This is a genomic window from Pannonibacter sp. SL95 (assembly GCF_026672425.1).
Taxonomy (GTDB): Bacteria; Pseudomonadota; Alphaproteobacteria; order Rhizobiales; family Stappiaceae; genus Pannonibacter.
Map to the genome: position 1 here is coordinate 191,834 of NZ_JAPPRC010000006.1, position 25,815 is coordinate 217,648.

Here is a 25,815-nt window from a genome sequence, read left to right on the forward strand (position 1 = left end):
CGCCTTTCCTGTCTGAGCAGAATGGAATTGACCATGTCCAACCCGTCCATCCGCCCGCGCTTGCGCGATCTTGGCCGCTCGATTGGCCGTTTTGCTCCGGGAGCGCTCAATGCGATCACGGATGTGGTGGGCGTTCTGGTTGGCCACAGGACCGTGATCGAGGGCGACCGGATCCGCACCGGGGCGACGGCGATCCTGCCGCACGGCGGCAACCTGTTTCAGGACAAGGTGCCGGCGGGGTTTGCAGTGCTGAACGGCTTCGGCAAATTCGCCGGGTCGACGCAGATGGAGGAACTGGGCGAGCTGGAGAGCCCGATCGTTCTGACCAACACGCTGGCGACCGGGCGGGCCATCGAGGCAATCCACACGCATCTGCTGGGGCTTGCCGGCAACGAGCGCGTGGTCTCGATCAATGCGGTCGTCGGCGAGACCAACGACAGCCGCCTCAACGACATCCGCGCAGGGCGGCCAACTTCGAGGGAAATCGGTGAGGCCATTGCCGCTGCATCCGGTGGACCAGTGGCGGAAGGTGCCGTCGGTGCGGGAACCGGGACGGTTGCCTTCGGGCTGAAGGGCGGCATCGGCACGGCATCGCGCGTGGTCGAGGTGAAAGGCTATGGTGCGGCAACGCTCGGCGTGCTGGTGCAGGCCAATTATGGCGGAGACTTGCGCATCGATGGCGTGCCGGTTGAAACGATGACGACCGCCGATGTGGACGGGTCGATTGTCCTCATTCTGGCAACGGATGCACCGCTGTGTCCGCGCAACCTGAAGCGCCTTGCTGCACGCAGCTTTGGCGGTCTCGCGCGAACCGGCGCGGCCCTGTCCAACGGGTCAGGCGACTATGCACTGGCCTTCACGACCGCCGAAAGCCTGCGCCTGACGCCGGATCGCCGGGCCGGGTTGGCGCCCTTCGGCGGCATCGGCAATGACCAGATCTCGCCGCTGTTCGAGGCGGCGATCGAGGCGGCGGAAGAGGCGATCCTCAATGCGCTGCTGGCCGCTGGCAGCATGGATGGCTTCGATGCAGGGCGCATGAAGCCATCACGGTTTGAAGGACTGGTGCTGCCGCCTGTTTGAGCGTGTCAGCCGGAGACGGCGAGATAGAGGCTGGTGAGCGCGGTGGCGGCGATCACGCCGAAGGTGGCGATCATGCCGGCCATGCGGAACTTCAGGTTTTCTGCCGTCTGGGACACGCCATAGGCATGGCTGATGCGGCCGGCGAGCAGCGCGGCGCCGAACAGGTGCAGCAGCTCGAAAGGCGCGCCCTGCAACTCGCACAGGGCCAGCAGCAGCAGCGAGAACGGAACATATTCGGCGAAATTGGCATGCACCCGGACGCGGCGGGTCAGATCGGCATCGCCATCATGACCAAGGGCGACCCTTGCGACCTTGCGCCGGTTGATCACGCGGAACGAGAGATACAGGAACAGCAGCGCCAGCAGCGCGGCATAGACGGGCGTGACGATCAGCAGCAGGGAATCCAAGGCGACCTCCGGAGCAGGGGACGAGTGGCAGGATGCGGACGGATCCGCACGGTCAGCACTCGACGATATTCACCGCGAGGCCGCCGGTCGAGGTTTCCTTGTATTTTTCCGTCATGTCCAGCCCGGTTTGGCGCATCGTCTCGATGCAGCCATCGAGCGGTACGAAATGGGTGCCATCGCCGCGCAGGGCGAGCGAGGCCGCCGTCACGGCCTTGACCGCACCAACCGCGTTGCGCTCGATGCAGGGCACCTGCACCAGCCCGCCAATCGGGTCGCAGGTCATGCCCAGGTGATGCTCTAGCGCGATTTCGGCGGCGTTTTCGATCTGCTCGTTGGTGCCGCCAAGCGCCGCGCAAAGCCCCGCGGCGGCCATGGCGGACGCCGAGCCGACTTCCCCCTGGCAGCCGACTTCGGCGCCGGAAATCGAGGCATTGGCCTTGATGATGCCGCCGATGGCCGCAGCGGTCAGCAGGAAGGTGCGGATGCCGGCCTGATCCGGGTTGGGGCAATGGTCGAGGTAGTAGCGCACCACCGCCGGGATGACACCGGCCGCGCCATTGGTGGGGGCGGTGACCACCCGGCCGCCGGGCGGCATTTTCCTCGTTCACCGCCATGGCATAGACGCCGAGCCAGTCCATGATCGTATGCTTGAAGGGCGAGTTGGTGCCGTGGTCGGCGAGCAGCTTTTCGTGAATGGCGCGGGCGCGGCGCTTTACTTTCAGCCGGCCTGGAAGAATGCCGTCCTGCTTCAGACCACGGTCGATACAGGCATTCATCGCGGCCCAGATGCGGTCGAGATCGGCCTGCACCTCATCGGCCGGACGGGCGGCGCATTCGTTGGCCCATTTCATCTGCGCGATGGTGAGGCCGGAGGCCTTGCCCATTTCCAGCATCGTGGCCGCGTTGGGGAAGGGATAGGGCACGTCCTGCTGTGCAAGATCGTTGCCGCCGGACCGGCTCTGGCTGATTTCCTCGGCGCTGGCGATGAAACCGCCGCCGATGGAATAGAGCGTCAGATCGGTGAGCACGGCACCCGCGCTGTCGAGAAGGCTGAACACCATGCCGTTGGAGTGCAGCGGCAGGGCGGGGCCGAAGTCGAAGATCAGGTCTGTGTCCGGATCAAAGGCGAGGATCGTGCCGTCGAGTGCCTTGATCTCCTTGTCGCGCGCGAGGCGCTCCAGCATCGGCTCCACCTCTTCCGGATCCAGCCGGGAGGGAACCTGGCCCATCAGTCCGAGGCAGATGGCCCGGTCGGTGGCATGGCCCTTGCCGGTGAAGGCGAGAGACCCGTGCAGCCGGACCTGGACCCGCGCGGCTGCTGCCGGCAGCGGATCAATGGCGGACAGGAACCTTGCGGCCGCAACCATCGGGCCAACGGTGTGGGAACTGGAGGGGCCAAGACCGATCTTGAAGACGTCGAAGACGCTGATGAACATGGATTTCCGCTGCCTGTGCGCCGCCGGGTCCTGCCCGGCGCGGGCGGATCATGCCCATATTTTGTGCTCCCGTCACCCGGCAGAAAGACGGGTTGTCCGGCCGTGCCGGTTTCGCACCATTTCGAGGTCGTAAATGCGGACCGCTGGCGGAGTGGTTCAGGCTTTCTTCGGCGGCGTGGGCCAGAGCTTTTCGTAAACGGCTTTCGAGAAGCCGACATGTTCGGTCAGGAGCCGTTCGGCGAGATCCGAATCCCGAGCCAGGGTTGCTTCCATCAGCAACGTGTGATGGGCAAGGCCAAGGGTCGCCTCGTAGGTGGCGCGGATGGTGCCGTCGCTGTCGTCCATCATCTGCTGACGCACGTCGGGCGCGCTCAGCATGTTGCGATGGTGTCGGCGCAGCTGGGCCGAGATCTGGGACGCGAACAGCGTCAGCCAGGGTGCCTTGGAGCCAGCCAGAAGTGCGGCGTGGAAGGCGTCATGCCGGGTTTCCCAGAGATGGATCTCAGTCAGGCCTGCGTCCGGTGCCGGGGTTGGCGTGGAGGCAAGACGGTGATGCGCCGCGACCACGGCCGCCGCCCAGTCGTCGTCACCCTCGGCAATCGACCGCGCCAGAAGACGTGTCTCCAGCGCCAGGCGTGCCTCCTGCAGATCCTTGAGGCTTTCGGCAGATACACCGGCGACGCGGAAGCCGCGGTTTGGCGCCAGGACCACCAGGCGCTCGGCCTCCAGCCGCGACAGCGCCTCGCGCAAGGGCGTCCAGCCGAAGCCGAAACGGTCCTTCAGGCTGGAGACGGTCAAGGGGGCGTCCGGCGGCAGGCTGCAGTCAAGGATGGCGGCCCGAAGTGCGAGATACGCATCCTCAGTCTTGGGCATGAATGTCTCCCATGGCGGTCATTCATACGTGCTTCAAAATATATCAAGCGTCAAATTATATATAATCATGTTGCGCGAGGCGCGGGCGCCTGTTAGCTTTCTGCCACTCAGGAGCGGAAGACCGCGCCGCACAAGCCAAGGGCAATTCGAGGAGCGCATATGACCAGCCACTTGACCACTCACCCGCTCGACGCCGGAGACAAGCTGGCGGCCAAGCGTGCGGCCTTCGATCTGCCGGAAGGCGTGATCTATCTCGATGGCAACTCGCTCGGCACTCTGCCGGCGCATGTGCCGGCCCGGATCGAAGAGGTCATCCGCAAGGAATGGGGCACCAGCCTCATCCGCGCCTGGAACGCCCATGGCTGGGTCGAGATGCAGAACCGCATCGGCGACCGTATCGGCCGGCTGGTCGGTGCGGCCCCCGGACAGGTGGTGGCGGGCGATAGCACCTCGATCAACCTGTTCAAGGTGTTGTCCGCTGCGCTGGCGCTGCGGCCGGAGCGCAAGGTGATCCTGTCGGACACCGGCAATTTCCCGACCGACCTCTATATGGCGCAGGGTCTGCGCGACCTGCTGGACAAGGGGCATGAGCTGCGTCTCGTGGCACCCGAAGACGTGGCCGGCGCGATCGACGAGACCATCGCGGTGACGATGATCACCCAGGTCGATTACCGGACCGGCCGCCGCCACGACATGAAGGATCTGACCCAGCGCGCCCATGCTGCCGGTGCCATCGCCATCTGGGATCTGGCGCATTCCGCCGGTGCCTTCCAGGTGGAGCTGGATGCCTGCGAGGCGGATTTCGCCATCGGCTGCGGCTACAAGTATCTGAACGGCGGTCCGGGCGCTCCGGCCTTCCTCTATGTCGCCAAGCGCCACCAGGGCGTGGCGCATCAGCCGCTGGCCGGCTGGCACGGCCACGATGCGCCGTTCGCCTTCGATCTCGACTATCGCCCGGCCCATGGCATCGACCAGATGAAGGTTGGAACGCCGCCGGTGCTGTCCATGGCCGCGCTGGAAGCCGCGCTCGACGTGTTCGACGATGTCGACATGAACGTGCTGCGCGCCAAGTCGGTGTCGCTGTGCGAATTGTTCATCCGGGAAGTGGAAAGCCGCTGCGAAGGCCTGGAACTCGCCAGCCCGCGTGACGCCAACATGCGTGGCAGCCAGGTGTCGTTCCGGTTCCATGAAGGCTATGCCCTGATGCAGGCGCTGATCGCGCGCGGCGTCATCGGCGATTTCCGCGCGCCCGACATCGTCCGTTTCGGTTTCACGCCGCTCTACGTGTCCCACGCCGACGTGGTCGCTGCCGTCGATATCCTCGCCGACATCCTGGCCACCCGTGCCTGGGACCGGCCCGAGTACAAGACCCGCGCGAAGGTGACCTGAGATGAGCGACGCCAAATGCCCCATGGCCCCGAAGGCCTATGATCCGGCAGACGACGGAGCCCAGATGAGCTTCGACGGCCGCATGTCCTATGGCGACTATCTCTCGCTGGACAAGATCCTGTCGGCGCAGAAGCCGGTGTCGACGGCAGATGACGAACTCCTGTTCATTATCCAGCATCAGACATCGGAACTCTGGATGAAGCTGGCCTTGCACGAGCTCACCGTCGCCAAGGCCCGGATCGCCGCGGATGACGTTCAGCCGGCGTTCAAGCAGCTCGCACGTGTCGCGCGGATCTTCGAGCAGCTCAACTCGGCCTGGGATGTGCTGCGCACCATGACGCCGAGCGACTACACCACGTTCCGCAATGCGCTGGGCCAGTCGTCGGGCTTCCAGTCGTTCCAGTACCGGGCCATCGAGTACATGGTCGGCAACAAGAATGCCGCCATGATGCGCCCGCATGAGCATGTGGACGGGGTCTATGCCTGGCTTGAGGCAATCCGGCAGGACACCAGCCTCTATGACGAGGCGATCCGGTTGCTGGCCCGAAACGGCTTCGCCATCTCGGATGCGGCGTTGAAGCGGGATGTGTCGGCGCCCTATCAGGCGGACGAAAGCGTGCGCCTGGCCTGGATCGAGGTGTACCGCGATCCGGCGCGCTACTGGTCGCTCTATGAGCTGGCGGAGAAGCTGGTCGATTTCGAGGACTATTTCCGGCGCTGGCGCTTCAACCATGTGACCACGGTGGAACGCGTCATCGGCTTCAAGCGCGGTACGGGCGGCACCAGCGGTGTCAATTACCTCAAGCGCATGCTGGACGTGGTGCTGTTCCCCGAACTGTGGGCGCTGCGCGCCGACCTGTAACGACGGGGCCCCGTAATTACGGGGAGCCTGAAATGTGGAAGTGCCCGGCCCATCGCCTGCACATCCGCCGCGTGGGCGGTCAGGAGCGAAGCACCCTCAGCCCCTGGCCGTCCCGCATCCGCGCCAGCATGTCCTGGCGCTCGCGATTGGTTTCATAGAGCCGCAGGAAGTCGTCGTAGGGCACCGGGCGGCTGAAATAGAAGCCTTGATACTCGTCGCAGCCATTTTCGACCAGCCAGTCGAGCTGCTCGCCCAGCTCCACGCCTTCCGCAACGATCCTGACGTTCAGCACCTTGCCGAGAGACACGATCAGCCGTGTGATCGGGGCCGTATTCTTGAGATCGCGGATGAAGGTCTGGTCGATCTTCAGCACATCGATGGGATATTTCTGCAGATAGGCGAGGTTGGAATAGCCGGTGCCAAAGTCATCGATGATGATCTGGTAGCCCTGCTTCTTCATCCGCTTCAGCGCGGTGCGGATCATCTCGCTGTCGCCGAGCAGCACCGATTCCGTGATCTCGAAGCCGAGCCGCTCCGGATTGCAGCCGGTGTCCAGGGGCAGCCGCAGGATCTTGGTGATCAGGTCCGGATCGGAGAACTGGCGCGGGCTGAGGTTGATCGACAGGGAAATGTCGATGCCCGCGTCCTGCATCTGCGTCTGCTGGCGGGCGACATTGCGGTACACCCACTCGCCGACATCGATGATCATCCCGGTCTCCTCGCAGGCCGGAATGAAGGAGCCCGGGCCCAGCAGACCCCGCTCGGGATGCTGCCAGCGGATCAAGGCTTCCGCTGACACGATCGCGCCGCTCTTCACGCAGAGACGAGGCTGGTAGTAGAGCACGAACTCGTCGCGCTCGAGGGCGCGCCAGAGGTCTTTCTCGAGGGTGACCTTCTCTTCAAGGCGCTGGCGCAGATCCATCGAGAAGGGGGTGACCTTGCTCGACTTGTCGTTCTTGGCCTCAAACAGCGCCAGGTCGCAGTGCCGCATCAGGGTGTCCATGTCCACCCCGTCATCCGGGCAGATGCTGAGGCCAACGGCAAAGGTCGTCTGCAGCACGTGGCCGGCGATGTCCATCGGCTCAAGGAAGAGATCGATGAGCTGGCGTCCGAACTCCTGCGGATTGAGCGTGCCGGTGCGGTCGGGAATGCAGACGAGGAACTCGTCGCCGCCGAGCCTTGCAACGGTGCCGCGTTCGGCGACAAAGCCTGAAAGGCGACCGGCAACAGCCTTCAGCAGCAGGTCGCCAACGGCGTGACCCAGCGTGTCATTGACGGTCTTGAAGCCGTTGAGATCGATGAAATAGAGGTAGAGGTTCTGCGCGTCGCTGACTGCCGTGTCGATCATCTTCGGCAGATGCGCCTGCAGGAAGACGCGGTTTGGCAGGCCGGTCAGGATGTCGTGGTCGGCAAAGAAGCGCGCCCGTTCCTGGGTTTCCTTCAGCTCCGTCACGTCGATCTCGCTGATGAGATAGGCCTGAACGCCGGTCACCGCATCGCGGCACACCCGGGCGGTGATCTCATGCCAGCGAATGCCGCGGCTGGTGCGGGTCTGCGCGACGACCTTGCAGTCGGAGCCATAGTCCAGCGCGCCGGTCAGGGCATCGGCGACCGTGGTGTCCACCAGCCGGTTGTGAAGCGTCAGGTCCGCATCGATCTGCGAGGCACGTGAAGCGGGGTTGCGGTAGAGCGGGGCGCCGTTGCGGGAAAACAGGGAGATCATCACCGGCGTGTGCAGCAGCGCCTCGGCACTGCGCAGGGTTTCCGGCCGGATGTCGTGATTGACGGTTCCCTCGCACAGCATCGCCATGCGCCCATCGCGCAATCTCAGGCCACGAAAGACGACCTGCAGCGTCTTCGGGATCCCGTTCGGGTAGATTGTCCAGTTTTCCGAGAAGGTGGCATCGCTGCGGATGAAATCGGCCTGATACTGCATCAGCCGCTCGGCAACGGCGTGCGACATGTCCGCGCCCAGATCCCGCCGGCGCAGGTCCTGAAGACTGGGAGAGCTCCATACGTCGAGGGCGCTCTGATTGGCCCAGACGATGCGCTTGCGCTCAAAGTCAAACACCCACATCGCCGTGGCGATGCGATCCACCTGCGCCATCAGCTCGCGCGGGTCGATTGTGTCCAGGAGGTCTCTGTCAGCTTCGGGAAGCGCCATGTCATCCTGCCTTCGGGAAGATCGATGACCACACGGGGCCTTGGGGCGCGACAATCCTCGGCCGGCGCAGGATTGCGACATGCAACGTTCGGAATTTCCCGCTGGCTGTCATGTCGCGCTGCACCGTCACGCCTCAATCCCGGATTGCACCTGTTGTCAGCAACTTTGCGAAAAAAGTGTGGTTTAAGACTTAACGCTGATGGTTAATATTTTGTAAATATAGCCGTAACTGTTTAGAGAAATTGGGCCTTACTGCTGAAGTCGAAAGATCTTGCGGCGGCGGGTGTGTGTGATGTCGAGCTGACAAGATAGCCATTCCTCCTTTCGGGGAATTGAATACAATCTTTCATCGCCGAGCTAAGGGTTTCATTAAGCCGAATATACACGGCTGGTGATGAACGCATCTTCGCATAGTGTCGACAGAGTAGTTCTGATTGCGCAACCAATGAGCGCCTAAAAGTTGTGCGCTGGCGTGTTGAACAGGATTCGAAACGCCAAATCGATTCCCGCGTTGCGGCAGAGGCAAAATTATATATTATCTTGGTCAGAGCAATAAACGTGCGTGGAACGCGGGTTCGACACGTGCCTGAGTGGGGATGGGAGGTCTCTTGCGCAGCATCATTGACATTACGCCGCCACTGCGGCCGGCTTCGGCGGTCTTTCCGGGCGACGCCCGTTTCGAGGCGCGCCAGACCTTCAGCATGGGGCCTGGCTGTCCGGTGAATGTCGCTGCGTTCTCCATGTCCGTCCATTGCGGCGCCCACGCGGATGCGCCCTTGCACTATGCCGAAGATGCGGCCTCCATCGATCAGCTTTCGCTGGATGACTACATCGGTCCGGCCCGCGTCATCGACGTGCGCGGACGCGGCGAGCTGGTCGGTCCCGACGCGCTGTCGGGGCGGCTCGATGGCGTGCCGCCGCGCGTTCTGCTGCGCCTGACGGACGGTCTTGATCCTGATGTCTGGCCGACCGGGTTCCCCGCGCTGGCGCCCGAAACCGTCGAGCTGCTGGCTGCGCAGGGGGTCCGGCTTGTCGGCGTGGACGTTCCATCGGTCGATCCAGAAACTTCCAAGAATCTGCCTTCCCATAGGGCAGTTTTTCGCCATGACATGCGAATCCTGGAAAATCTTGACCTAAGTAAAGTTCCGGAAGGTGAATATGAGTTGATTGCGCTGCCCATCCCGTTAGAAGGGCTGGATGCGGCGCCTGTGCGAGCGGTTTTGAGACCCTTGGACTGAGGCGGGTGGCGCTCGTGGGGAGCGAGCGTCAGCCAGGTGAAGACACGATAACAACAAGACGCCAGGCAAAAGCCGGCGACGGGGATGGGCAGATGCTGGAGCTTGACCAGCTTGTGAAGCAGTTCGGTGGTTTCCGGGCCGTCGACAAATGCAGCTTCAGTGTCCGGGAGGGCACGATTACCGGTCTCGTCGGCCCCAATGGGGCGGGAAAGACGACACTTTTCAACCTGATCGCAGGTGCATTCCCGCCAACGGCCGGCACGATCCGGTTCATGGGCGAGGATGTCACCGGGCTGCCCAGCAACGAGCTGTTCCATCGCGGCCTTGTGCGCACGTTCCAGATCCCGCACGAGTTTCATCGCCTGACGGTGCTTGAGAACCTGATGCTGGTGCCGCCGGCCCAGCCTGGCGAAAGCCTGCTCGCCAACTGGCTCAGCTGGGGCAAGGTACGCGACGCGGAAAGGGTGGTCGAAGCCCGGGCGCGCGAAACGCTGAAATTCCTGGAACTGACCCATGTCGCGGATGTTCGTGCCGGAAACCTGTCCGGCGGGCAGAAGAAGCTGCTCGAACTCGGCCGTACCATGATGACCGACGCCAAGTTGGTGCTGCTCGACGAGCCGGCCGCCGGCGTCAACCGCACCCTGCTGCGCAAGCTTGAGGAGAAGATCCAGATCCTCAACAAGGAGCGCGGCTACACGTTCATCCTGATCGAACACGACATGGAAATGATCGAGAAGCTTTGCGACCCCGTCGTCTGCATGGCGGAAGGCAAGGTGCTGATCGCCGGTGACTTCCAGACCGTGCGGTCCGATCCCCGGGTGCTGGAAGCCTATCTCGGCGAAACCCAGGGAGATGCTGCATGAACGTCTTGATGAACATGCAGGATCTCGTCGGCGGTTACGGCGAGGCCGACATCCTGCAGGGCGTGTCGATGGTCGTGCACGAGAAGGAGATCGTCGTTATCGTCGGCCCGAACGGGGCCGGCAAGTCGACGGCAATGAAGGCGGTGTTCGGCCTCCTGAACATTCGCGGCGGCTCGATCCGCTTTGATGGCGATGACATCACCGGCTGGGCGCCGAACCGCATCGTCCAGCGGGGCATCTGCTATGTGCCGCAGGTGGACAACATCTTCCGCGAGATGAGCATCCACGAGAATCTCGAAATGGGGGCATTCCTGCGCAAGGGCGACCTCAGCGCCGGGTATGACCGCATCTACACGCTGTTCCCGGATCTCAAGGAACGGCGCAAGACGCTGGCTGGCAACCTTTCGGGTGGTCAGCGCCAGATGGTGGCCATGGGCCGGGCCCTGATGCTCGATCCGAAGCTGTTGCTGCTGGACGAACCGACGGCCGGCCTGTCGCCCAAGTACATGGAACAGATCTTCCAGATCAGCCGGGATGTCCGGGACACGGGCGTCGCGATCCTGCTGGTGGAGCAGCACGCCAAGCAGGCGCTTGCCTTCGCCGATCGCGGCTATGTGCTCGCCTCGGGCGCCAATCGCCATGAAGGCACGGGCGCAGAGCTCCTCGCCGACCGTGAGGTCGCTGACATGTTCCTCGGCGGATGAGGCGGACGACCCATGACCGTGATTGATTTCCTCAACTTCTACATCGTCCCGGGCATCGTGCTGGGGTCGATCTATGCCCTGGGCGCCGTCGGCATCACGCTGGTCTTTGCCATCCTGCGCTATGCGCATCTGGCCCATGGCGATCTGGCAACGCTTGGCGCGTTCCTGGCGCTTGCCATGGTGCAGCTGCTCGGCATGCCGGTGATGGCCGCGCTGCCCTTCGTCATCCTCCTTACGGCCGCTGTCGCGGTGGGGATCGACCGGGTCTTCTATGACGCCTTCCGCGAACGGCCGAAGATCATCACCGTGATGTCGTCGCTTGGTATTGCGCTGATGATCCGTGCCATCGTGCAGGTGGTCTGGGGCGTTGACACGCAGACCTATTCGCGCGGTCTGGTGCGTCCGGAGGACTATTTCGGCCTGCGCCTGCGCGACCGCGAAATCTACACCGTGATCGCGATGATCGCCCTGGTGGTCGGCCTGCAGATGTTCCTCAGCCGCTCCAAGTGGGGCAAGGCGATGCGGGCCATGTCTGACAACCCGAACCTCGCTCTGCTGTCGGGCATCGACAACCGCAAGGTCGTGATGTTGACCTGGGTCATCTCCGGCGGTCTGTGCGCTGCGGCCGGCGTCTTCCTTGGCCTCAACACTGAACTGAAGCCGATGATGGGCTGGTCCATGCTGCTGCCGATGTTTGCGGCGGCGATCCTGGGCGGTGTCGGCCGGGTCGAGGGCGCCGTGCTTGGCGGCCTGATCGTCGGCATTGCCGAGGAACTGTCCGTGCTGGTTCTGCCCAGCGAGTACAAGGCCGCCATGGCCTTTGCGATCCTGCTCGTGATGCTGCTGGTCCGACCGACCGGTCTGCTGCGCGGCAAGGTGCTCTGAGGGGAGGCGGGAAATGGAACTGGTTCTGGGACTTGCCAACTATGCCCTGTTCATGGGCGTCTTCATCGGCATCTATGCCATCCTCGCCCTCGGGCTCAACATCCAGTGGGGCTACTCGGGCCTCTTCAACGCAGGCATTGCCGGCTTCTTCGCCGTCGGTGCCTATACCTCTGCGATCCTGACGAGCCCCTATGCAGAAGGACGCATCGGCGGCTTCGAGCTGCCGACCGTTGTCGGCTGGGTCGGGGCCATGGTGGCCGCCGCGCTGATCGCCTGGCCGATCGGCAAGGTCTGCCTGCGCTTCCGCTCGGACTATCTGGCCATTGCCTCGATCGGCATTGCCGAGATCATCCGCCTGGTCATCAAGTCGGAAGACGTGCTGACCAATGGCGCCAAGGGCATCAACAACATTCCGCGTCCGTTCGGTGACCTGCCCTACGTGCAGTCGCAGATCGCCTATCTCGCCATCGTGCTGCTGGTGCTGGCCATCGTCTATTTCGCGGTCGAGCGCCAGTACAACGCCCCCTGGGGCCGCATGATGCGGGCCGTGCGTGACAACGAAGTCGCGGCAACGGCGATGGGCAAGGACATCACCTTCCGCCGGCAGCAGGCGTTCATCTTTGGCGCGGCGCTGATGGGCCTCGGCGGGGCGCTGTTCGCGCATTTCAACCGCTCGATCACGCCGGAAGCCATCGATCCGATGGTTGCGACCTTCCTCGTCTGGATCATGCTGATCCTCGGCGGCTCGGGCAACAACCGGGGTGCGATCCTGGGGACGGCGGTTGTATGGACGATCTGGTCCGTTTCAGAGATTGCAACCGACCGGCTCCCGCATGAATATGCGGTTCAGGCGAAATACGTTCGCGTGTTTCTGATCGGACTGATGCTGCAGCTGGTGCTGCGCTATCGTCCGGAAGGGCTTTTGCCGGAACCGCTTGGCGGCACGCGCAGCGCGAGCCGTCCGGTGGCCGAAGCCCGGTCGCAGAAGGGGCTTTGACAGCTTCGATGCGGCCGGCAAGCCAGGCCGCATCAGGGAAAGGTTCCCGGACACAAGGGAACCGACATCGCTTGGGAGGAGGCCGGCGCGCCGGCACCTCCTGCAGAGGGGCAACAGCTCCCGGAACAAAAGTGGAGGTTTGGAAATGAATAAGAAGGTTCTGGCACTCGCCGGTTCGCTCCTGGCAGCCACCGCGCTCACCGGCACGGCAGCACAGGCCGACGTCAAGATCGGCCTCCTCGGCGGCATCACCGGCCCGATCGCGGCCATGGCACCGGCCATGCTGCTCTCGGCTGAAATGGCCATCACCGAAGTCAACGCCCAGGGCGGCATCGGCAAGGGCGAAAAGCTGGTGCAGGTCACCGGCGACAGCGCCTGCAACCCGCAGAACGGCACCGACGCCGCGACCAAGGCTGTCAACATTGACGGCGTCGTCGGCCTCGTCGGCCCGCACTGCTCGGGCGCCGTGATTGCGGCTGCCAACTCCGTCGCCATCCCGGCCGGCATCGCGCTGATCACCCCGTCGGGCACCTCGCCGGAAATCAGCAACCTGAAGGACAACGACTCGGTTTTCCGTACTGTTCCTTCGGATGACTATCAGGGCCGCGCCCTTGCCCGCTCGCTGAAGGCGCAGGGCATGGACAGCGTCGCTGTCGCCTACCTGAACAACGACTACGGCTCGGGCCTGGCCAACGCATTCAAGGCCGAGTTCGAAGCAAATGGCGGCAAGATCACCGCATTCGCTGCACACGAAGGCGAAAAGGCCTCCTACCGCTCCAACCTGGCAGAACTCGCCAAGGGCGGTTCCGACACCCTGGTGATCTTCGACTACGGTGATGGCAGCGGCCTGACCATGCTGCGCGAAGCCCTGGAAAACGGCTTCTTCAAGAACTACGTCGGCGCTGACGGCATGAAGTCCGATGCTCCGATCAAGGAACTTGGCGCCAACAACCTGGGCACCTTCATCACCTCGGCTCCGGTCGGTGAGAAGTCCGATTCGCTCGAAGTCTTCGCGAAGAACTTCAAGGACGTCGGCGGTGATCCGGATGCAGTCTTCGTGACCACCTCCTACGACGCCACCTTCCTGATGGCTCTGGCCATCGAGAAGGCCGGCGGCGACAAGACCAAGGTTGCCAAGGCCCTGCGCGAAATCACGTCCTCGACCGATGGCGAAGCCATCAAGCCGGGCGAGTGGGCAAAGGCCAAGGAGCTGATCGCAGCTGGCAAGCCGATCACCTACAAGGGCGCAGCTGGCACCTACAATTTCGACGCGGCTGGCGACGTCCCGGGCGTGTACGCCCTGTTCAAGGTCGGCGCCAACGGCTTCGAAAAGATGGCTGACATGAAGTAATCCGCCCTTCAGGCGAATTATATCTGGACCGGCGGCTTCGAAAGGGGCCGCCGGTTTTCATTTTCCGGGGGGCGGTCGGCGTTTTGCCTGGACCCACTCACCATTTCTGGAACACGAACCAGGCGCCGGCGGCAATGAGCGCAAAGCCGATGAGATGGTTGAGGCGCATCGGTTCGCCGAGATAGAAGATCGAAAAGACCGCAAAGACAGCGAGCGTCAGGACTTCCTGGATCGTCTTCAGCTCGGCCGCGCTGAAATAGCCATGACCGATCCGGTTCGCCGGCACCTGCAGGCAATATTCAAAGAAGGCGATGCCCCAGCTCACCAGGATGACCAGCCACAGGGCTGATCCCTTGAACTTGAGATGACCATACCAGGCGAAGGTCATGAAAATGTTCGAGGCGAGCAGCAGGCCGATGGTCGCGACCGGGACGGGAAGAGAGGACATGGCTGGTTCCACATGGCAAGACCGGCGGACGTCTCCGCCATCTCACCAGCTCCTAGCCCTTTCGCCACAGGGCGGCAACTGCCACCCGGACAGGGACCCTCACTTGGTCAGGATCAGCTTGCCGAGCTTCGTGATGGTCAGGCGGTATGTCTCGTCATTGTGGCGGATGCGGATCTCGCGATTGCCGCGGAACAAGGCGGAACTGTCGAGCTGGCCATTGTCCTCGCGCGGTGCCGCGGCCTTGCGCAGCGACGGAAGTGTGAGCTTTGCCTGGCGCGGATTGGCTTCTGCCATCTGATTTCCCCGATGCTTCAAGAGTTTAGAGACGTTCCAAGTTGCGAGTGGCTCGCAACAAATAACTTGACTCTAATACTCAGAATAAAGTACCAAGACAAGGCCTGAACGGCGGCGCCCCGGAAATCGCGTCCTCCGGCCCGTCGCCCCAGGCAGGACTGACCATCAGTCAAAATGCCAGGCAAGCCAGCTGTTTTCTCCTCTCCCTCAAACGGCAAGCCAGCCCGGTATTTTTGGAAAGCCTGCAGGACAGGTTTTGACTGACAGGTGCCAACCCAAACTCCTGATATTGTAAAGTCATGGTCAAGCGAGGCGATGATGTCTCGTTTTGCACGACGAATGATCAGGGACCTGCTGCCAGCGGTAATCACCGATCGGCATTGACTGCCTCAAAAATCCCGACGGTGTCACCCCGGCCGAGCAACGCGAGAGCCGGGGCCAACTCGTTTCCAGAGCAGAGATGCGGGTACCACCGCGTCGCCCACCGGAGAAACTGTCGTCGACGCGGTTGTTTGCTGCCTTGTTGACACTTCGAATGCTCTGCGAACGAGTAGACCCCGGGTCGTCGCTGCGCTTCCGCCCGGGGCGACAGAGAAAGCGATGCAAACTCCAAATCGTATCTGCCAACAAAAAACGCCGGTCAGATGACCGGCGTTCGAACGAAGCTCGAGCAATACCCTTCGCCGTCAGCTGGCGGCAGCCATCGGTTCGTCAATGTGCAGCAGCTGGCGCAGGTCGAGGCGATTCTCGGAGATGTCATGGATCGTCTTCTGGTCCAGCACATCCATGAAAGCCTCAAGCGCCTCGTGCAACACGCCGTTGAAGCCGCAGGTGGTCAGGATCGGGCAATCCTTGCGGCCGGAGTTGAAGCACTCGGCCAGATAGAACGAGTCTTCCGCAGCGCGGACAACTTCGCCGATCGTGATCTTTTCCGCGGGCCGGGCGAGCGTGATGCCGCCGTTGCGACCGCGAATGGTCTTGATGAGATCCGCATCGACCAGGACCTTCATGATCTTGAACAGATGCGTTTCGGACATGCCAAAGCTAGAGGCGATGTCAGCCACCTTGCTGGGCCGGTCAGGATTCGCAGCGCAGTACATCAGCGTGCGAACGGCGTAGTTGGTTTGTTGAGTAAGGCGCATAGGTTTAGATATGTCCACTGCCGGCCCTTGCGTCAATGGGCATGGTGAGCCGGAGGCTCAAATTTCGCCTTGGCAGGACGAAAGGGCGTGGCAGCGCCGGTTTCAGCCGGCTTTGCGCCGTGGCAGGGCGGCCGGGGCAGCATCGACGGTGGTGGTCTTGTCTGCCTTGCGGGCGCCATCGACCGGCGGCAGGTTCTCCGGCAGGAAGATGTCGATGCCGATCCGCTCCTGGGCATCAAGGATCGGCTGCCCGTCGATAAGCGCCTTCAGCACCCGCACGGCACTGCGGATCTCATGGCCTGGATCCTGCGCGATCAGCGCTGAAATCGTGCCGCGCTCCAGCGCAGATCGTGTGTAAGGCGTCAGCTCATGGGCGATGAAGGTGATCTCGCCAGCGCGGCCGCTTTCCTCGAGCGCAGCAATGACGCCGCGATTGCCGGCACCCATGTTGTAGAGGCCGGTCAGATCAGGATGCTCGACCAGCAGCTTGCGGGTGAGATCATAGGTCCGGTCATTGTCGTCGCGGCCTTCACGGACGCGGACGGGCTCGAAGTCCGGATAAAGCTCCTCAAAAACCTCGAGGCAGCCGCCGTGGCGCTCGGCGTGGTCACGCAGGCCCAGCGATCCGGCAATGAAGCCGATGCGCGCCCGGTGCCCCTGCCGGTTGCCGGCGAGGAAGCGGCCGAGAAGGCGCCCGGCAACGCGGCCGGCGGCCATGTTGTCGATGCCGACGAAATGCGCGCGCGCGGAGGCCGGATGATCCGACACCAGCGTCACCACAGGAACGCCGCGCAAGGTCAGCCTGTCAATGCCGGCCCGAACCTCGGGCGAGGAGGGGGCGACGACGGCGACCCCGTCACAGCCGGTGCGATCCAGCAGGGCGAGCGTGCTGGCGACGGAATGGCTGTCAAAGGCATCAATGTCCTGAACGGTGAGGGCGACCCGCTCGCCGGCAACGCGCGAGGCGATGCGCTCGGCCTCCTGGCGCAGGTCGGTCATGAAGGCGTTCGGGCCGTTCGGGATCAGGAAAGTGAGGCGATAGAGCCGGCGCTTGGCAAGATTGGCGGCAAAGACATCGGGCGTGTAACCGAGGGCCTTCACGGCCGCCTCGACCCGCTCGACCGTCGCAGCCCGAACACCGGGGCGCCGGTTCAGGACCCGGTCAACGGTTGCCAGACTGACGCCGGCCGTCCTCGCCACATCGTGAATGGTGATCCGCTGCATGGTCTATCGCCCTCAAACCCCATGCGAACTATAGCGCAGGCAACGGGTTTGTCAGCCATTTTGTTGCAATGCAAAAAACTATGCCGGCTGATGAGAACGCCTGCAAATCCGCCAATGAGGGGCGCTGCTCAGAAGCTGGAGCCTGCAGCATGGCCAGAGGCCCAGGCCCACTGGAAGTTGAAGCCACCGAGATGGCCTGTCACATCAACCACTTCGCCGATGAAATGGAGGCCGGGAACCTTGGTCACCGCCATGGTTTTCGACGACAGCTCGTCCGTATCGACCCCGCCGAGCGTGACTTCAGCCGTGCGATAACCTTCCGTTCCTGCGGGCAGCAGCGACCAGGCATTGAGGCGGTCGGCTGTCTGGCGCAGCACCTTGTCGGAAAGATCGGCAAGGCGGCCGCCAAGGCCGTATTCGGTGGCGAGTTCCTCCGCCAGCCGGCGCGGCAGGATGTGGCCGACAGCGGTGCGGATGTCCTGCCGGCCCTGCGCCTGCTTTGCATCCTTGAGCGCAGCGAAGACATCGGTGCCGGGAGCAAGATCAACGCTGATCGGCTGGCCCTCGCGCCAGTAGGATGAAATCTGCAGGATCGACGGCCCGGACAGGCCACGATGCGTGAACAGCAAGCCTTCGCGGAAGGATGTCTTGTTGAAGCGCACGACCGCGTCCACCGACACGCCGGCGAGCTTCTGGCACAGGGCCTTGTTGGCGTCGGAGAAGGTCAGGGGCACGAGCGCGGGACGCGGCGGCACGACCTTGAGCCCGAAACGCCGGGCGATCTCGTAGCCGATGCCGGTGGCGCCCATCTTCGGGATCGACGGCCCGCCGGTGGCGACCACCAGCGACGTCGCCTCGACGCGTCCGCGCGAGGTCTCTATGGCAAAGCGGTCGTCGGGCTTGCTGATTTCGGTGAAGCCTGTCTCCAGCCACAGCTTGCCGCCGGCCTTCTCCATCTCGGCGAGCAGCATCGTGATGATGTCCTGCGCACTGTCGTCGCAGAAGAGCTGGCCGAGCGTCTTCTCGTGCCAGGGGATGCGGTGGCTGTCGACCAGCTTGAGAAAATCCGCCGGCGTATAGCGCTTGAGCGCCGAGACACAGAAGCGCGGGTTGTCCGACAGGAAGTTCGCCGGGCTGGCGTGGATGTTGGTGAAGTTGCAACGGCCGCCGCCGGAAATGCGGATCTTGTCCGCTGCGCGCTTGGCATGGTCGATGACGAGCACGGACCGGCCGCGCTTGCCGGCCTCAATGGCGCACATCAGGCCGGCGGCGCCAGCACCCAGGATCAGAACGTCAACTCGTGTCATGGCTGGCTTATAGCAAGAGGCAACGGACTTGCCTCCTGCTATTCGCGTGCGATGATCCGCCTGCGGTGCCGCGTCAGCCCATGCAGCCGAGCAGTTCCGCCTCGCCGATCTGGCCGACAGGGCGGCCATTGTCGATGACGAGGACCGGACCAGAGCCCGCCCGCTTCAGGGCGATGACCTGGCGCAGCGGCGTCACCAGCTCGCAGTTCGAGCTGCTGGTGGCGGATGCGGCAACCGGGCTCATGATGTCCTGGGCGCGCAACACGTTGAGCGGGTTCATGTGTGCGACGAATTCCGCCACATAGGGCGTCGCCGGATGGCGGACGATTTCCTGCGGCGTGCCCAGCTGAATGACCCGCCCGCCCTCCATGATGGCGATGCGGCTGCCGATCTTGGCGGCCTCGTCGAGATCATGGCTGACGAAGATGATGGTCCGGTGCAGGGTCTTCTGCAGCTGGATCAGTTCGTCCTGCAGCTTGTCACGGATCAGCGGATCCAGCGCGGAGAAGGGCTCGTCCATCAGGAGGATCGGTGCGTCCGTGGCAAAGGCGCGGGCAAGGCCGACGCGTTGCTGCATGCCGCCGGACAGCTCATGCACGTGCTTGTTGCCCCAGCCGCCGAGGCCGACCAGTTCGAGCTGGGCGGCCACGCGCTTGCTGCGCTCGGCAAGGCTGACGCCCGCCAGCTCCAGGCCGAAGCCGACGTTGTCGGAGACGGTGCGCCAGGGCAGCAGCGCGAATTGCTGGAACACCATGGCGATGCGGCTGCGACGGAGGCGGCGCAGGCGCTCCTCGCCGCAGGTTGCCGGATTGACCATGCTGTCGCCGTCGCGCACGAGCGTCTCGCCCCGGATGACCGGATTGAGCCCGTTGACCGCGCGCAGCAGCGTCGACTTGCCGGAGCCGGACAGGCCCATCAGCACGATGACCTCTCCGGGCATGATGTCAAAGGTGGCACCGGCGACGCCCAAGGTCTGGCCCGTTTCGTCCTGGATCTCGCGCCGGGTCTTGCCGGCATCGATCAGCGGCAACGCCCGGTGCGGTTTCGAGCCGAAGACGATGTCGACATTGTGGAAGGAAACGATCGGATCGCTCATCAGCGGCCTCCCGTCGGACGATTGAGGCGGAAGAACCGGTCCAGCACGATGGCGATCAGAACGATGGCGACGCCGACTTCAAAGCCCATGCCGATGTTCACGGTGTTGAGCGCGCGCAGGGTCGGAACGCCGAGGCCGTCAGCGCCGACGAGGGCGGCAATCACCACCATCGACAGGGACAGCATGATCGTCTGCGTCAGCCCGGCCATGATCTGCGGCAGAGCATAGGGCAGCTCGATCTTCCACAGGAGCTGCCAGCGGGTGGCGCCAAAGGCGTGACCGGCCTCGAGCAGCTGCGTGGGCGTCGAGGAGACGCCGAGCTGCGTCAGGCGGATCGGGGCGGGCAGGGCAAAGATGACCGTGGCAATGAGGCCCGGAACCATGCCGAGGCCGAACAGGATCAGCGCAGGGATGAGATAGACGAAGGTCGGGATCGTCTGCATCAGATCCAGAACGGGCTGGAGGGCGGTGTAGAAATTCGGCCGGTGCGCAGCGAGAACCCCGATCGGCACACCGACGGCCATGCAGACGGTGGTGGCGCCCAGGACCAGCGCAAGCGTGTTTGTCGTCTCTTCCCAGAAGCCCAGGTTGATGATGATCAGCAGTGATCCCAGCACGAACAACGGGAAGCCGATGTTGCGGCGCACGACGAAGGCAAGTGCTGTTGCAACGCCGACCACCACGAGCGGATCGGGTGCCTGCAGCACGAACAGGATGCCGCCGATCAGTGTTTCCAGAACGACGGCAATACCGTCAAACAGCCAGGCTGCGTTGTTGGTCAGCCAGTCGACAAAGGCCTTGGCCCAAGATCCAAGCGGCAGTTTGTGTTGGGTCAAAAAATCCACGGGCCCCTCTCCGCGCCGGGGTTTTCAGATGCGGCCTAGCCCGGCTGCGTGAGCGGCGATTGCCGGCATCACGCAGCCGGAAACCAGGCTCAGAGGCCCAGGGCCAGCTTCACGGCTGCCAGAGCGTCGCTGCCATCGCGCGCCTTCACACCGGCCAGCCAGCCGTCCAGCACGCCCGGGTTGGCAGTCAGCCAATTCTGTGCGGCGATCTTCGGATCCTTGCCGCCGTCCAGGATCTCACCCATGATCTCGTTTTCAAGGGCGAGGGTGAACTTCAGGTTCTTCAGGAACTGGCCGACATTCGGGCACTCGTTGACGTAGCCCGCGCGGGTGTTGGTGTAGATCGTGGCACCGCCAAGATTTGGCCCGAACACGTCATCGCCGCCTTCCAGATAGGCGAGCTCGAAATTCGCGTTCATCGGATGCGGTTCCCAGCCGAGGAAGACGACGTCTTCCTTGCGCTTGGTGGCGCGGGACACCTGGGCCAGCATGCCCTGCTCGGAGGATTCCACGACCTGGAAGCCCTTGAGGCCGAACTGGTCGCCATCGATCATGCCGAGGATCAGGCGGTTGCCATCGTTGCCCGGCTCGATGCCATAGATCTTGCCGGCCAGCTCTTCCTTGAACTTGGCAATGTCGGCAAAGGTCTTCAGGCCCTTGTCATAGGTGTATTTCGGCACAGCCAGCGTGTATTTCGCGCCTTCGAGGTTCTCGCGAACCGTGTCGACCGTCTTTTCCTCGCGATAGGGCGCGATGTCGGCTTCCATCGTCGGCATCCAGTTGCCGAGGAAAACGTCGATGTCCTTGTTCTTCATCGACGCATAGGTCACCGGCACGGACAGGACCTTCACGTCGGTCTCGTAGCCGAGGGAGAGCAGGATCGTCGAGGCGACAGCGGTGGTAGCAGTGATGTCCGTCCAGCCCACATCCGAGAACCGGACGGCCTTGCAGCTTTCGGGCTCGGCCGCCTGGACCGTTGCCGTGGTGCTGAGGCCGATGGCCCCGCTCAGCGCCAGGCCGATGGCGGCACTGGTGATGGAAGTGAATACGCGCTTCATCCGGTTGTCTCCCGCTCTTGTATGGCGCCCCGGTACACGGGGTCGTTCGCCGGTGTTCAGTCCCAATGAACCCCGGACGGACATCTCAAACAATGGGCAACCGATTGATTTAGCCGTCTTTGCGGCAGGTTTGCCCCTCTGGTGAGACTTAATGAACCATTGACTGTTGGCTTTGGCAAGTTTTGATTGATTGATCGTTCAATTAAAAATAATCATTTACGACCATCGGGGAGAACGACATGCCAAGGATCGGGATGGAGGCCGAGCGCAGGCGCAGCCTGATCGCGGCAACGGTCGATGCGATTCACGAACAGGGCTATTGCGACGTGACGATCGCGCAGATCGCGCGCAAGGCCGGCGTGTCGGGCGGGCTTGCACATCACTATTTCGGCTCCAAGGATCAGCTGCTCGCCGCCACCATGCGCCATCTTCTGCATGAGCTGGGCGAGGGCATCCGTGCCCGTCTGGCCGAAGCGCAGACGCCGCGTGCGCGCCTGTCGGCGATCATCGCCGGCAATTTCGAGACGGGCCAGTTCCGCGAGGCCGTGATTGCTGCCTGGCTGGCGTTCTACTCGCAGGCCCGCACCAATCCGGCCAGCCAGCGCCTGCTGCGCATCTATTCCGCCCGTCTTGTCTCCAACCTGACGCACAGTTTACGTAGCTTTCTGCCATTGCCGGACGCGCAGCTCGTGGCCGAGGGAACGGCGTCGATGATCGACGGGGTCTGGATCCGCCGCGCGCTGAAGGAGGCGCCGCCCGATCCCGAGGCTGCCATCCGCCTCGTCGAGGATTACGTCGAGGCGCAGATCCTGCTGCACAGGGCCCGGGCGTCCGGGGCCACAACGCCACAGCCAGACCCGGGGCTCCCAGCATGAACGACACGTTTGACTTCATCATCGTCGGTGCCGGTTCGGCGGGCTGCGCCATGGCCTATCGGCTGTCCGAAGATCCGAAAAACCGGGTGCTGGTGCTGGAGTTCGGCGGAACGGACGCCGGGCCCTTCATCCAGATGCCGGCGGCGCTGTCCTATCCGATGAACATGAGCCGCTACGACTGGGGCTTCCAGAGCGAGCCCGAGCCGCATCTGGGCGGGCGCATTCTTGCGACGCCGCGCGGCAAGGTCATCGGCGGCTCTTCCTCGATCAACGGCATGGTCTATGTGCGCGGCCACGCGCGCGACTTCGACACCTGGGAAGAGATGGGCGCCAGCGGCTGGGGCTACCGGCATGTGCTGCCCTATTTCCAGCGCCAGGAGGAGACCCCGACCGGCGACGACGGCTTCCGCGGCCGCTCCGGTCCGCTGCATGTGCAACGCGGCACCAAGTGGAACCCGTTGTTCGATGCCTTCATCAAGGCCGGCAAACAGGCGGGCTACGAGACGACGGGCGACTACAACGGCCAGAAGCAGGAAGGCTTCGGCGACATGGAGATGACCGTGAAGAACGGTCAGCGCTGGTCCGCCGCCAATGCCTATCTGAAGCCGGCGCTGAAGCGCGGCAATGTGGAGGTCGTCACCGGGGCCTTTGTCCGCCGTGTGGTTATCGAGAACGGCCGGGCAACCGGCGTTGAGTACCAGCGTGGTTCCGGCCAGCCGGTCACGGTGCGGGCGGCGCGCGAAGTGATCATTTCCGCCTCGTCGATCAACTCGCCCAAGATTCTGATGCTCTCCGGCATCGGACCGGCAGCGGATCTGCGGGAGATGGGCATTGACGTGGTCGCGGACCGGCCGGGCGTCGGCGCCAACCTGCAGGACCATCTGGAGCTCTACATCCAGCAGGCCTGTACGCAGCCGATCACGCTCTACAAGCATTGGAACCTTGTTTCCAAGGCTCTGATCGGAGCGCAGTGGCTGTTCACGCGCAAGGGGCTCGGCGCCTCGAACCAGTTCGAGGCCTGCGCGTTCATTCGCTCCAAGGCGGGTGTCGAGTATCCCGACATCCAGTATCACTTCCTGCCCTTCGCGGTGCGCTACGACGGCAAGGCAGCGGCCGAGGGACATGGGTTCCAGGCCCATGTCGGGCCGATGCGCTCAAAGTCACGCGGCCGCATCCGCCTGACCTCAGGCGATCCGCTGGCCAAGCCCTCGATCCTCTTCAACTACATGTCGCACCCGGACGACTGGGCCGACTTCCGCACCTGCATCCGGCTCACGCGCGAGATATTCGGCCAGGAGGCCTTCGCGCCCTATCGCGGCCGCGAGATCCAGCCGGGTGCCGGCGTGCAGAGCGATGCGGAGCTGGACGACTTCATCCGCGAGCATGTGGAGAGCGCCTATCACCCCTGTGGGTCCTGCCGCATGGGGGCCGCGAGCGACCCGATGGCGGTGGTGGATCCGGAATGCCGGGTCATCGGCGTCGAGGGCCTGCGCGTGGCCGACAGCTCGATCTTCCCGCAGGTGACCAACGGCAACCTGAATGCCCCGTCGATCATGGTGGGCGAGAAGGCCTCGGACCACATTCTCGGCAAGGCCCCGTTGCCGGCCTCCAACCTGGAGCCCTGGATCCATCCGCAGTGGCAAACGCGCCAGCGTTGAGCCATCCTGCGACCTGACGAACAGCAGGAGGCTTCTGCCAAGGCGGTGGCCGGTCCTGTTTCCCCTTCTGACCGACTTGCAAGGACGACCTCATGCGCGCCCAGCCCCGAGCCTCCCATTTCATTGGCGGCGGATATGTCGAAAGCCCGAATGGCGCGGCCTTCGACAGCCTCTATCCCGCCACCGGCGACGTCATCGCCCGCCTGCATGCTGCTGACGACCTGACCATCGAGGCCGCCATCTCGACCGCACGGGAAGGCCAGAAGATCTGGGCCGCCACCCCGGCAGCCGAGCGGGGCCGCATCCTGCGCCGGGCGGCGGAGATCCTGCGCGCCAACAACCGCGCCCTGTCCGAGCTGGAAACGCTCGACACCGGCAAGCCGCTGCAGGAAACGCTGATCGCCGATGCGGCCTCCGGCGCCGATTGCCTCGAATACTTCGGCAATCTCGCCGCGACGCTGACCAGCGAGCACATCGACCTTGGCGGTTCCTTCGCCTACACCCGCCGCGAGCCGCTCGGCATCTGCGTGGGCATCGGCGCGTGGAACTATCCGATCCAGATCGCCTGCTGGAAGGCAGCCCCCGCGCTGGCCTGCGGCAACGCCATGATCTTCAAGCCCTCGGAAGTGACACCGTTGAGCGCGCTGAAGCTGGCCGAGGCGCTGCTGGAGGCCGGCGTTCCGGCCGGTGTCTTCAACGTGGTGCAGGGCGCGGGCGACGTAGGCGCGAAGCTCGTCTCGCATCCGGCGGTGGCCAAGGTCTCCGTCACCGGCTCGGTGCCGACCGGGCGCAAGGTCGCGGGCCTGGCAGGCAGCAACCTCAAGCATCTCACGCTTGAACTCGGTGGCAAGTCGCCGCTGGTCCTGTTCGAGGACGCCCATCTCGACAATGCCGTCTCGGCGGCGATCAATGCCAATTTCTATTCCTCGGGCCAGATCTGCTCCAACGGCACCCGCGTCTTCGTGCATCGCAGCCTGAAGGAGGCCTTCCTGAAGCGGCTGGCTGAACGCACCGCAAACGCCGTGCTGGGCGATCCGCTGGACGAGGCGACCAATATCGGCCCGCTCGTCTCAAAGCCGCAGCTCGACAAGGTGCTGGGCTACATCGAGATCGGCAAGGCGGAAGGCGCGCGGCTTGTCTGCGGCGGCGGGGCAGCACACGTGGCGGCTTTCCCGCAGGGCTGGTTCGTGCAGCCGACCGTCTTTGCCGATGTGAAGGACGATATGCGCATCGCCCGGGAAGAGATCTTCGGCCCGGTCATGTGCGTGCTCGACTTCGACAGCGAGGAAGAGGTGATCGCCCGCGCAAATGCGACCGAGTTCGGTCTGGCCGCCGGTGTGTTCACCCGCGACATCCAGCGCGCCCACCGGGTGATCGCACAGCTTGCCGCCGGCACCTGCTGGATCAACGCCTACAACCTGACGCCCATCGAAATGCCCTTCGGCGGCGTCAAGTCCTCCGGCATCGGCCGCGAGAACGGGCACACGGCCATCGGCCACTACAGCCAGGTGAAGAGCGTCTACGTCGAGATGGGGGACGTCGCGGCGGCGTTCTGATCGGGACGGCTGCCCCACGCGAACCTGCCCCCACCGACGCGGTGGGGGCAATAATGCTCGAAG

23 protein-coding genes and 1 pseudogene are annotated in these 25,815 nt (G+C 63.8%); 12 read left to right on the forward strand and 12 right to left on the reverse strand.

Features of this window, described 5'->3' with window-relative positions; all coding sequences use genetic code 11:
• Nucleotides 1-33: 33 nt before the first annotated feature.
• A complete protein-coding gene (locus OVA12_RS17975) occupies nucleotides 34-1,080 on the forward strand; it encodes a P1 family peptidase (protein WP_268139727.1) in 1,047 nt (348 codons plus the stop codon).
• A 5-nt stretch (nucleotides 1,081-1,085) separates the two neighbouring features.
• Here the strand turns inward: OVA12_RS17975 and OVA12_RS17980 are convergent, their stop codons facing one another.
• The 3 genes and pseudogenes from OVA12_RS17980 to OVA12_RS17990 all read right to left on the reverse strand — a co-directional run bounded on the left by OVA12_RS17980 (nucleotide 1,086) and on the right by OVA12_RS17990 (nucleotide 3,796).
• A complete protein-coding gene (locus OVA12_RS17980; RefSeq protein WP_268139729.1) occupies nucleotides 1,086-1,487 on the reverse strand; it encodes an MAPEG family protein in 402 nt (133 codons plus the stop codon).
• A gap of 52 nt (nucleotides 1,488-1,539) precedes the next feature.
• A pseudogene (locus OVA12_RS17985) lies at nucleotides 1,540-2,923 on the reverse strand (L-serine ammonia-lyase).
• 156 nt (nucleotides 2,924-3,079) lie between these two features.
• A complete protein-coding gene (locus OVA12_RS17990) occupies nucleotides 3,080-3,796 on the reverse strand; it encodes a GntR family transcriptional regulator (protein WP_106753974.1) in 717 nt (238 codons plus the stop codon).
• Nucleotides 3,797-3,955: 159 nt separating this feature from the next.
• Here OVA12_RS17990 and kynU point away from each other — a divergent pair, with 159 nt between their 5' ends.
• Nucleotides 3,956-5,185, forward strand: a complete 1,230-nt coding sequence (gene kynU, locus OVA12_RS17995; RefSeq protein WP_106753975.1) for a kynureninase — start codon at nucleotides 3,956-3,958, stop codon at nucleotides 5,183-5,185.
• Nucleotides 5,186-5,207: 22 nt separating this feature from the next.
• Complete coding sequence (gene kynA / locus OVA12_RS18000; protein WP_268141411.1) at nucleotides 5,208-6,047, forward strand: tryptophan 2,3-dioxygenase; 840 nt, start codon at nucleotides 5,208-5,210, stop codon at nucleotides 6,045-6,047.
• A gap of 79 nt (nucleotides 6,048-6,126) precedes the next feature.
• On the opposite strand, the gene OVA12_RS18005 is transcribed toward kynA, so the two are convergent.
• A complete protein-coding gene (locus tag OVA12_RS18005; protein WP_268139734.1) occupies nucleotides 6,127-8,211 on the reverse strand; it encodes a putative bifunctional diguanylate cyclase/phosphodiesterase in 2,085 nt (694 codons plus the stop codon).
• A 608-nt stretch (nucleotides 8,212-8,819) separates the two neighbouring features.
• Between OVA12_RS18005 and kynB the strand changes: the two genes are divergently transcribed.
• The 6 genes from kynB (at nucleotide 8,820) to OVA12_RS18035 (ending at nucleotide 14,249) form a co-directional block, all read left to right on the forward strand.
• On the forward strand, nucleotides 8,820-9,449 hold the full coding sequence (gene kynB / locus OVA12_RS18010; RefSeq protein WP_268139736.1) for an arylformamidase: 630 nt from the start codon (nucleotides 8,820-8,822) through the stop codon (nucleotides 9,447-9,449).
• Nucleotides 9,450-9,541: 92 nt separating this feature from the next.
• The gene (locus OVA12_RS18015; protein WP_268139737.1) at nucleotides 9,542-10,312 is read left to right on the forward strand and encodes an ABC transporter ATP-binding protein; all 771 of its coding nucleotides are present in this window, start codon (nucleotides 9,542-9,544) and stop codon (nucleotides 10,310-10,312) included.
• Nucleotides 10,309-11,016 (forward strand): ABC transporter ATP-binding protein, encoded by a 708-nt coding sequence (locus OVA12_RS18020; RefSeq protein WP_268139739.1) that lies wholly within the window; start codon nucleotides 10,309-10,311, stop codon nucleotides 11,014-11,016. Before OVA12_RS18015 ends, OVA12_RS18020 begins: the two co-directional genes overlap by 4 nt.
• A 12-nt stretch (nucleotides 11,017-11,028) precedes the next feature.
• The gene (locus OVA12_RS18025; protein ID WP_268139741.1) at nucleotides 11,029-11,901 is read left to right on the forward strand and encodes a branched-chain amino acid ABC transporter permease; all 873 of its coding nucleotides are present in this window, start codon (nucleotides 11,029-11,031) and stop codon (nucleotides 11,899-11,901) included.
• A 13-nt stretch (nucleotides 11,902-11,914) separates the two neighbouring features.
• Nucleotides 11,915-12,898 (forward strand): branched-chain amino acid ABC transporter permease, encoded by a 984-nt coding sequence (locus OVA12_RS18030; protein WP_268139743.1) that lies wholly within the window; start codon nucleotides 11,915-11,917, stop codon nucleotides 12,896-12,898.
• 145 nt (nucleotides 12,899-13,043) lie between these two features.
• Nucleotides 13,044-14,249, forward strand: a complete 1,206-nt coding sequence (locus OVA12_RS18035) for an ABC transporter substrate-binding protein (protein ID WP_268139745.1) — start codon at nucleotides 13,044-13,046, stop codon at nucleotides 14,247-14,249.
• Between the two features lie 97 nt (nucleotides 14,250-14,346).
• Here OVA12_RS18035 and OVA12_RS18040 read toward each other — a convergent pair whose 3' ends face one another.
• The 8 genes from OVA12_RS18040 to OVA12_RS18075 form a co-directional block, all read right to left on the reverse strand.
• Entirely contained in the window at nucleotides 14,347-14,697 is a 351-nt protein-coding gene (locus OVA12_RS18040) for a DMT family protein (protein ID WP_268139747.1), read from the reverse strand.
• Between the two features lie 99 nt (nucleotides 14,698-14,796).
• Nucleotides 14,797-14,991, reverse strand: a complete 195-nt coding sequence (gene hemP, locus OVA12_RS18045) for a hemin uptake protein HemP (protein ID WP_268139749.1) — start codon at nucleotides 14,989-14,991, stop codon at nucleotides 14,797-14,799.
• A 686-nt stretch (nucleotides 14,992-15,677) separates the two neighbouring features.
• Nucleotides 15,678-16,133, reverse strand: a complete 456-nt coding sequence (locus OVA12_RS18050; RefSeq protein ID WP_106753985.1) for an Rrf2 family transcriptional regulator — start codon at nucleotides 16,131-16,133, stop codon at nucleotides 15,678-15,680.
• A 102-nt stretch (nucleotides 16,134-16,235) separates the two neighbouring features.
• On the reverse strand, nucleotides 16,236-17,357 hold the full coding sequence (locus OVA12_RS18055; protein ID WP_268139752.1) for a LacI family DNA-binding transcriptional regulator: 1,122 nt from the start codon (nucleotides 17,355-17,357) through the stop codon (nucleotides 16,236-16,238).
• 128 nt (nucleotides 17,358-17,485) lie between these two features.
• Nucleotides 17,486-18,664: an NAD(P)/FAD-dependent oxidoreductase gene (locus OVA12_RS18060; RefSeq protein WP_268139754.1), complete on the reverse strand. Its 1,179-nt coding sequence runs from the start codon at nucleotides 18,662-18,664 to the stop codon at nucleotides 17,486-17,488.
• A gap of 73 nt (nucleotides 18,665-18,737) precedes the next feature.
• Nucleotides 18,738-19,760: a choline ABC transporter ATP-binding protein gene (choV, locus tag OVA12_RS18065; RefSeq protein ID WP_268139756.1), complete on the reverse strand. Its 1,023-nt coding sequence runs from the start codon at nucleotides 19,758-19,760 to the stop codon at nucleotides 18,738-18,740.
• Nucleotides 19,760-20,605: a choline ABC transporter permease subunit gene (gene choW / locus OVA12_RS18070; RefSeq protein WP_268139757.1), complete on the reverse strand. Its 846-nt coding sequence runs from the start codon at nucleotides 20,603-20,605 to the stop codon at nucleotides 19,760-19,762. The genes choV and choW overlap by 1 nt, the downstream gene beginning before the upstream one ends.
• Before the next feature lie 89 nt (nucleotides 20,606-20,694).
• Nucleotides 20,695-21,663, reverse strand: a complete 969-nt coding sequence (locus tag OVA12_RS18075) for a choline ABC transporter substrate-binding protein (protein ID WP_268139759.1) — start codon at nucleotides 21,661-21,663, stop codon at nucleotides 20,695-20,697.
• 239 nt (nucleotides 21,664-21,902) lie between these two features.
• Here OVA12_RS18075 and betI point away from each other — a divergent pair, with 239 nt between their 5' ends.
• The 3 genes from betI to betB all read left to right on the forward strand — a co-directional run bounded on the left by betI (nucleotide 21,903) and on the right by betB (nucleotide 25,752).
• Nucleotides 21,903-22,538, forward strand: a complete 636-nt coding sequence (betI, locus tag OVA12_RS18080) for a transcriptional regulator BetI (RefSeq protein WP_268139761.1) — start codon at nucleotides 21,903-21,905, stop codon at nucleotides 22,536-22,538.
• Complete coding sequence (gene betA / locus OVA12_RS18085; RefSeq protein WP_268139763.1) at nucleotides 22,535-24,196, forward strand: choline dehydrogenase; 1,662 nt, start codon at nucleotides 22,535-22,537, stop codon at nucleotides 24,194-24,196. The genes betI and betA overlap by 4 nt, the downstream gene beginning before the upstream one ends.
• A 92-nt stretch (nucleotides 24,197-24,288) precedes the next feature.
• A complete protein-coding gene (gene betB, locus OVA12_RS18090; RefSeq protein ID WP_268139765.1) occupies nucleotides 24,289-25,752 on the forward strand; it encodes a betaine-aldehyde dehydrogenase in 1,464 nt (487 codons plus the stop codon).
• Nucleotides 25,753-25,815 lie beyond the last annotated feature (63 nt).

What these genes read in the sequence shown, in the direction of transcription:
- OVA12_RS17975 (WP_268139727.1), top strand. Translation starts at nt 34, where the DNA reads ATGTCCAACCCGTCCATCCGCCCGCGCTTGCGCGATCTTGGCCGCTCG.
- OVA12_RS17990 (WP_106753974.1), bottom strand. Translation starts at nt 3,796, where the DNA reads ATGCCCAAGACTGAGGATGCGTATCTCGCACTTCGGGCCGCCATCCTT.
- kynU (WP_106753975.1), top strand. Translation starts at nt 3,956, where the DNA reads ATGACCAGCCACTTGACCACTCACCCGCTCGACGCCGGAGACAAGCTG.
- kynA (WP_268141411.1), top strand. Translation starts at nt 5,208, where the DNA reads ATGGCCCCGAAGGCCTATGATCCGGCAGACGACGGAGCCCAGATGAGC.
- OVA12_RS18005 (WP_268139734.1), bottom strand. Translation starts at nt 8,211, where the DNA reads ATGGCGCTTCCCGAAGCTGACAGAGACCTCCTGGACACAATCGACCCG.
- OVA12_RS18015 (WP_268139737.1), top strand. Translation starts at nt 9,542, where the DNA reads ATGCTGGAGCTTGACCAGCTTGTGAAGCAGTTCGGTGGTTTCCGGGCC.
- OVA12_RS18020 (WP_268139739.1), top strand. Translation starts at nt 10,309, where the DNA reads ATGAACGTCTTGATGAACATGCAGGATCTCGTCGGCGGTTACGGCGAG.
- OVA12_RS18025 (WP_268139741.1), top strand. Translation starts at nt 11,029, where the DNA reads ATGACCGTGATTGATTTCCTCAACTTCTACATCGTCCCGGGCATCGTG.
- OVA12_RS18030 (WP_268139743.1), top strand. Translation starts at nt 11,915, where the DNA reads ATGGAACTGGTTCTGGGACTTGCCAACTATGCCCTGTTCATGGGCGTC.
- OVA12_RS18035 (WP_268139745.1), top strand. Translation starts at nt 13,044, where the DNA reads ATGAATAAGAAGGTTCTGGCACTCGCCGGTTCGCTCCTGGCAGCCACC.
- OVA12_RS18040 (WP_268139747.1), bottom strand. Translation starts at nt 14,697, where the DNA reads ATGTCCTCTCTTCCCGTCCCGGTCGCGACCATCGGCCTGCTGCTCGCC.
- hemP (WP_268139749.1), bottom strand. Translation starts at nt 14,991, where the DNA reads ATGGCAGAAGCCAATCCGCGCCAGGCAAAGCTCACACTTCCGTCGCTG.
- OVA12_RS18050 (WP_106753985.1), bottom strand. Translation starts at nt 16,133, where the DNA reads ATGCGCCTTACTCAACAAACCAACTACGCCGTTCGCACGCTGATGTAC.
- OVA12_RS18055 (WP_268139752.1), bottom strand. Translation starts at nt 17,357, where the DNA reads ATGCAGCGGATCACCATTCACGATGTGGCGAGGACGGCCGGCGTCAGT.
- OVA12_RS18060 (WP_268139754.1), bottom strand. Translation starts at nt 18,664, where the DNA reads ATGACACGAGTTGACGTTCTGATCCTGGGTGCTGGCGCCGCCGGCCTG.
- choV (WP_268139756.1), bottom strand. Translation starts at nt 19,760, where the DNA reads ATGAGCGATCCGATCGTTTCCTTCCACAATGTCGACATCGTCTTCGGC.
- OVA12_RS18075 (WP_268139759.1), bottom strand. Translation starts at nt 21,663, where the DNA reads ATGAAGCGCGTATTCACTTCCATCACCAGTGCCGCCATCGGCCTGGCG.
- betI (WP_268139761.1), top strand. Translation starts at nt 21,903, where the DNA reads ATGCCAAGGATCGGGATGGAGGCCGAGCGCAGGCGCAGCCTGATCGCG.
- betA (WP_268139763.1), top strand. Translation starts at nt 22,535, where the DNA reads ATGAACGACACGTTTGACTTCATCATCGTCGGTGCCGGTTCGGCGGGC.
- betB (WP_268139765.1), top strand. Translation starts at nt 24,289, where the DNA reads ATGCGCGCCCAGCCCCGAGCCTCCCATTTCATTGGCGGCGGATATGTC.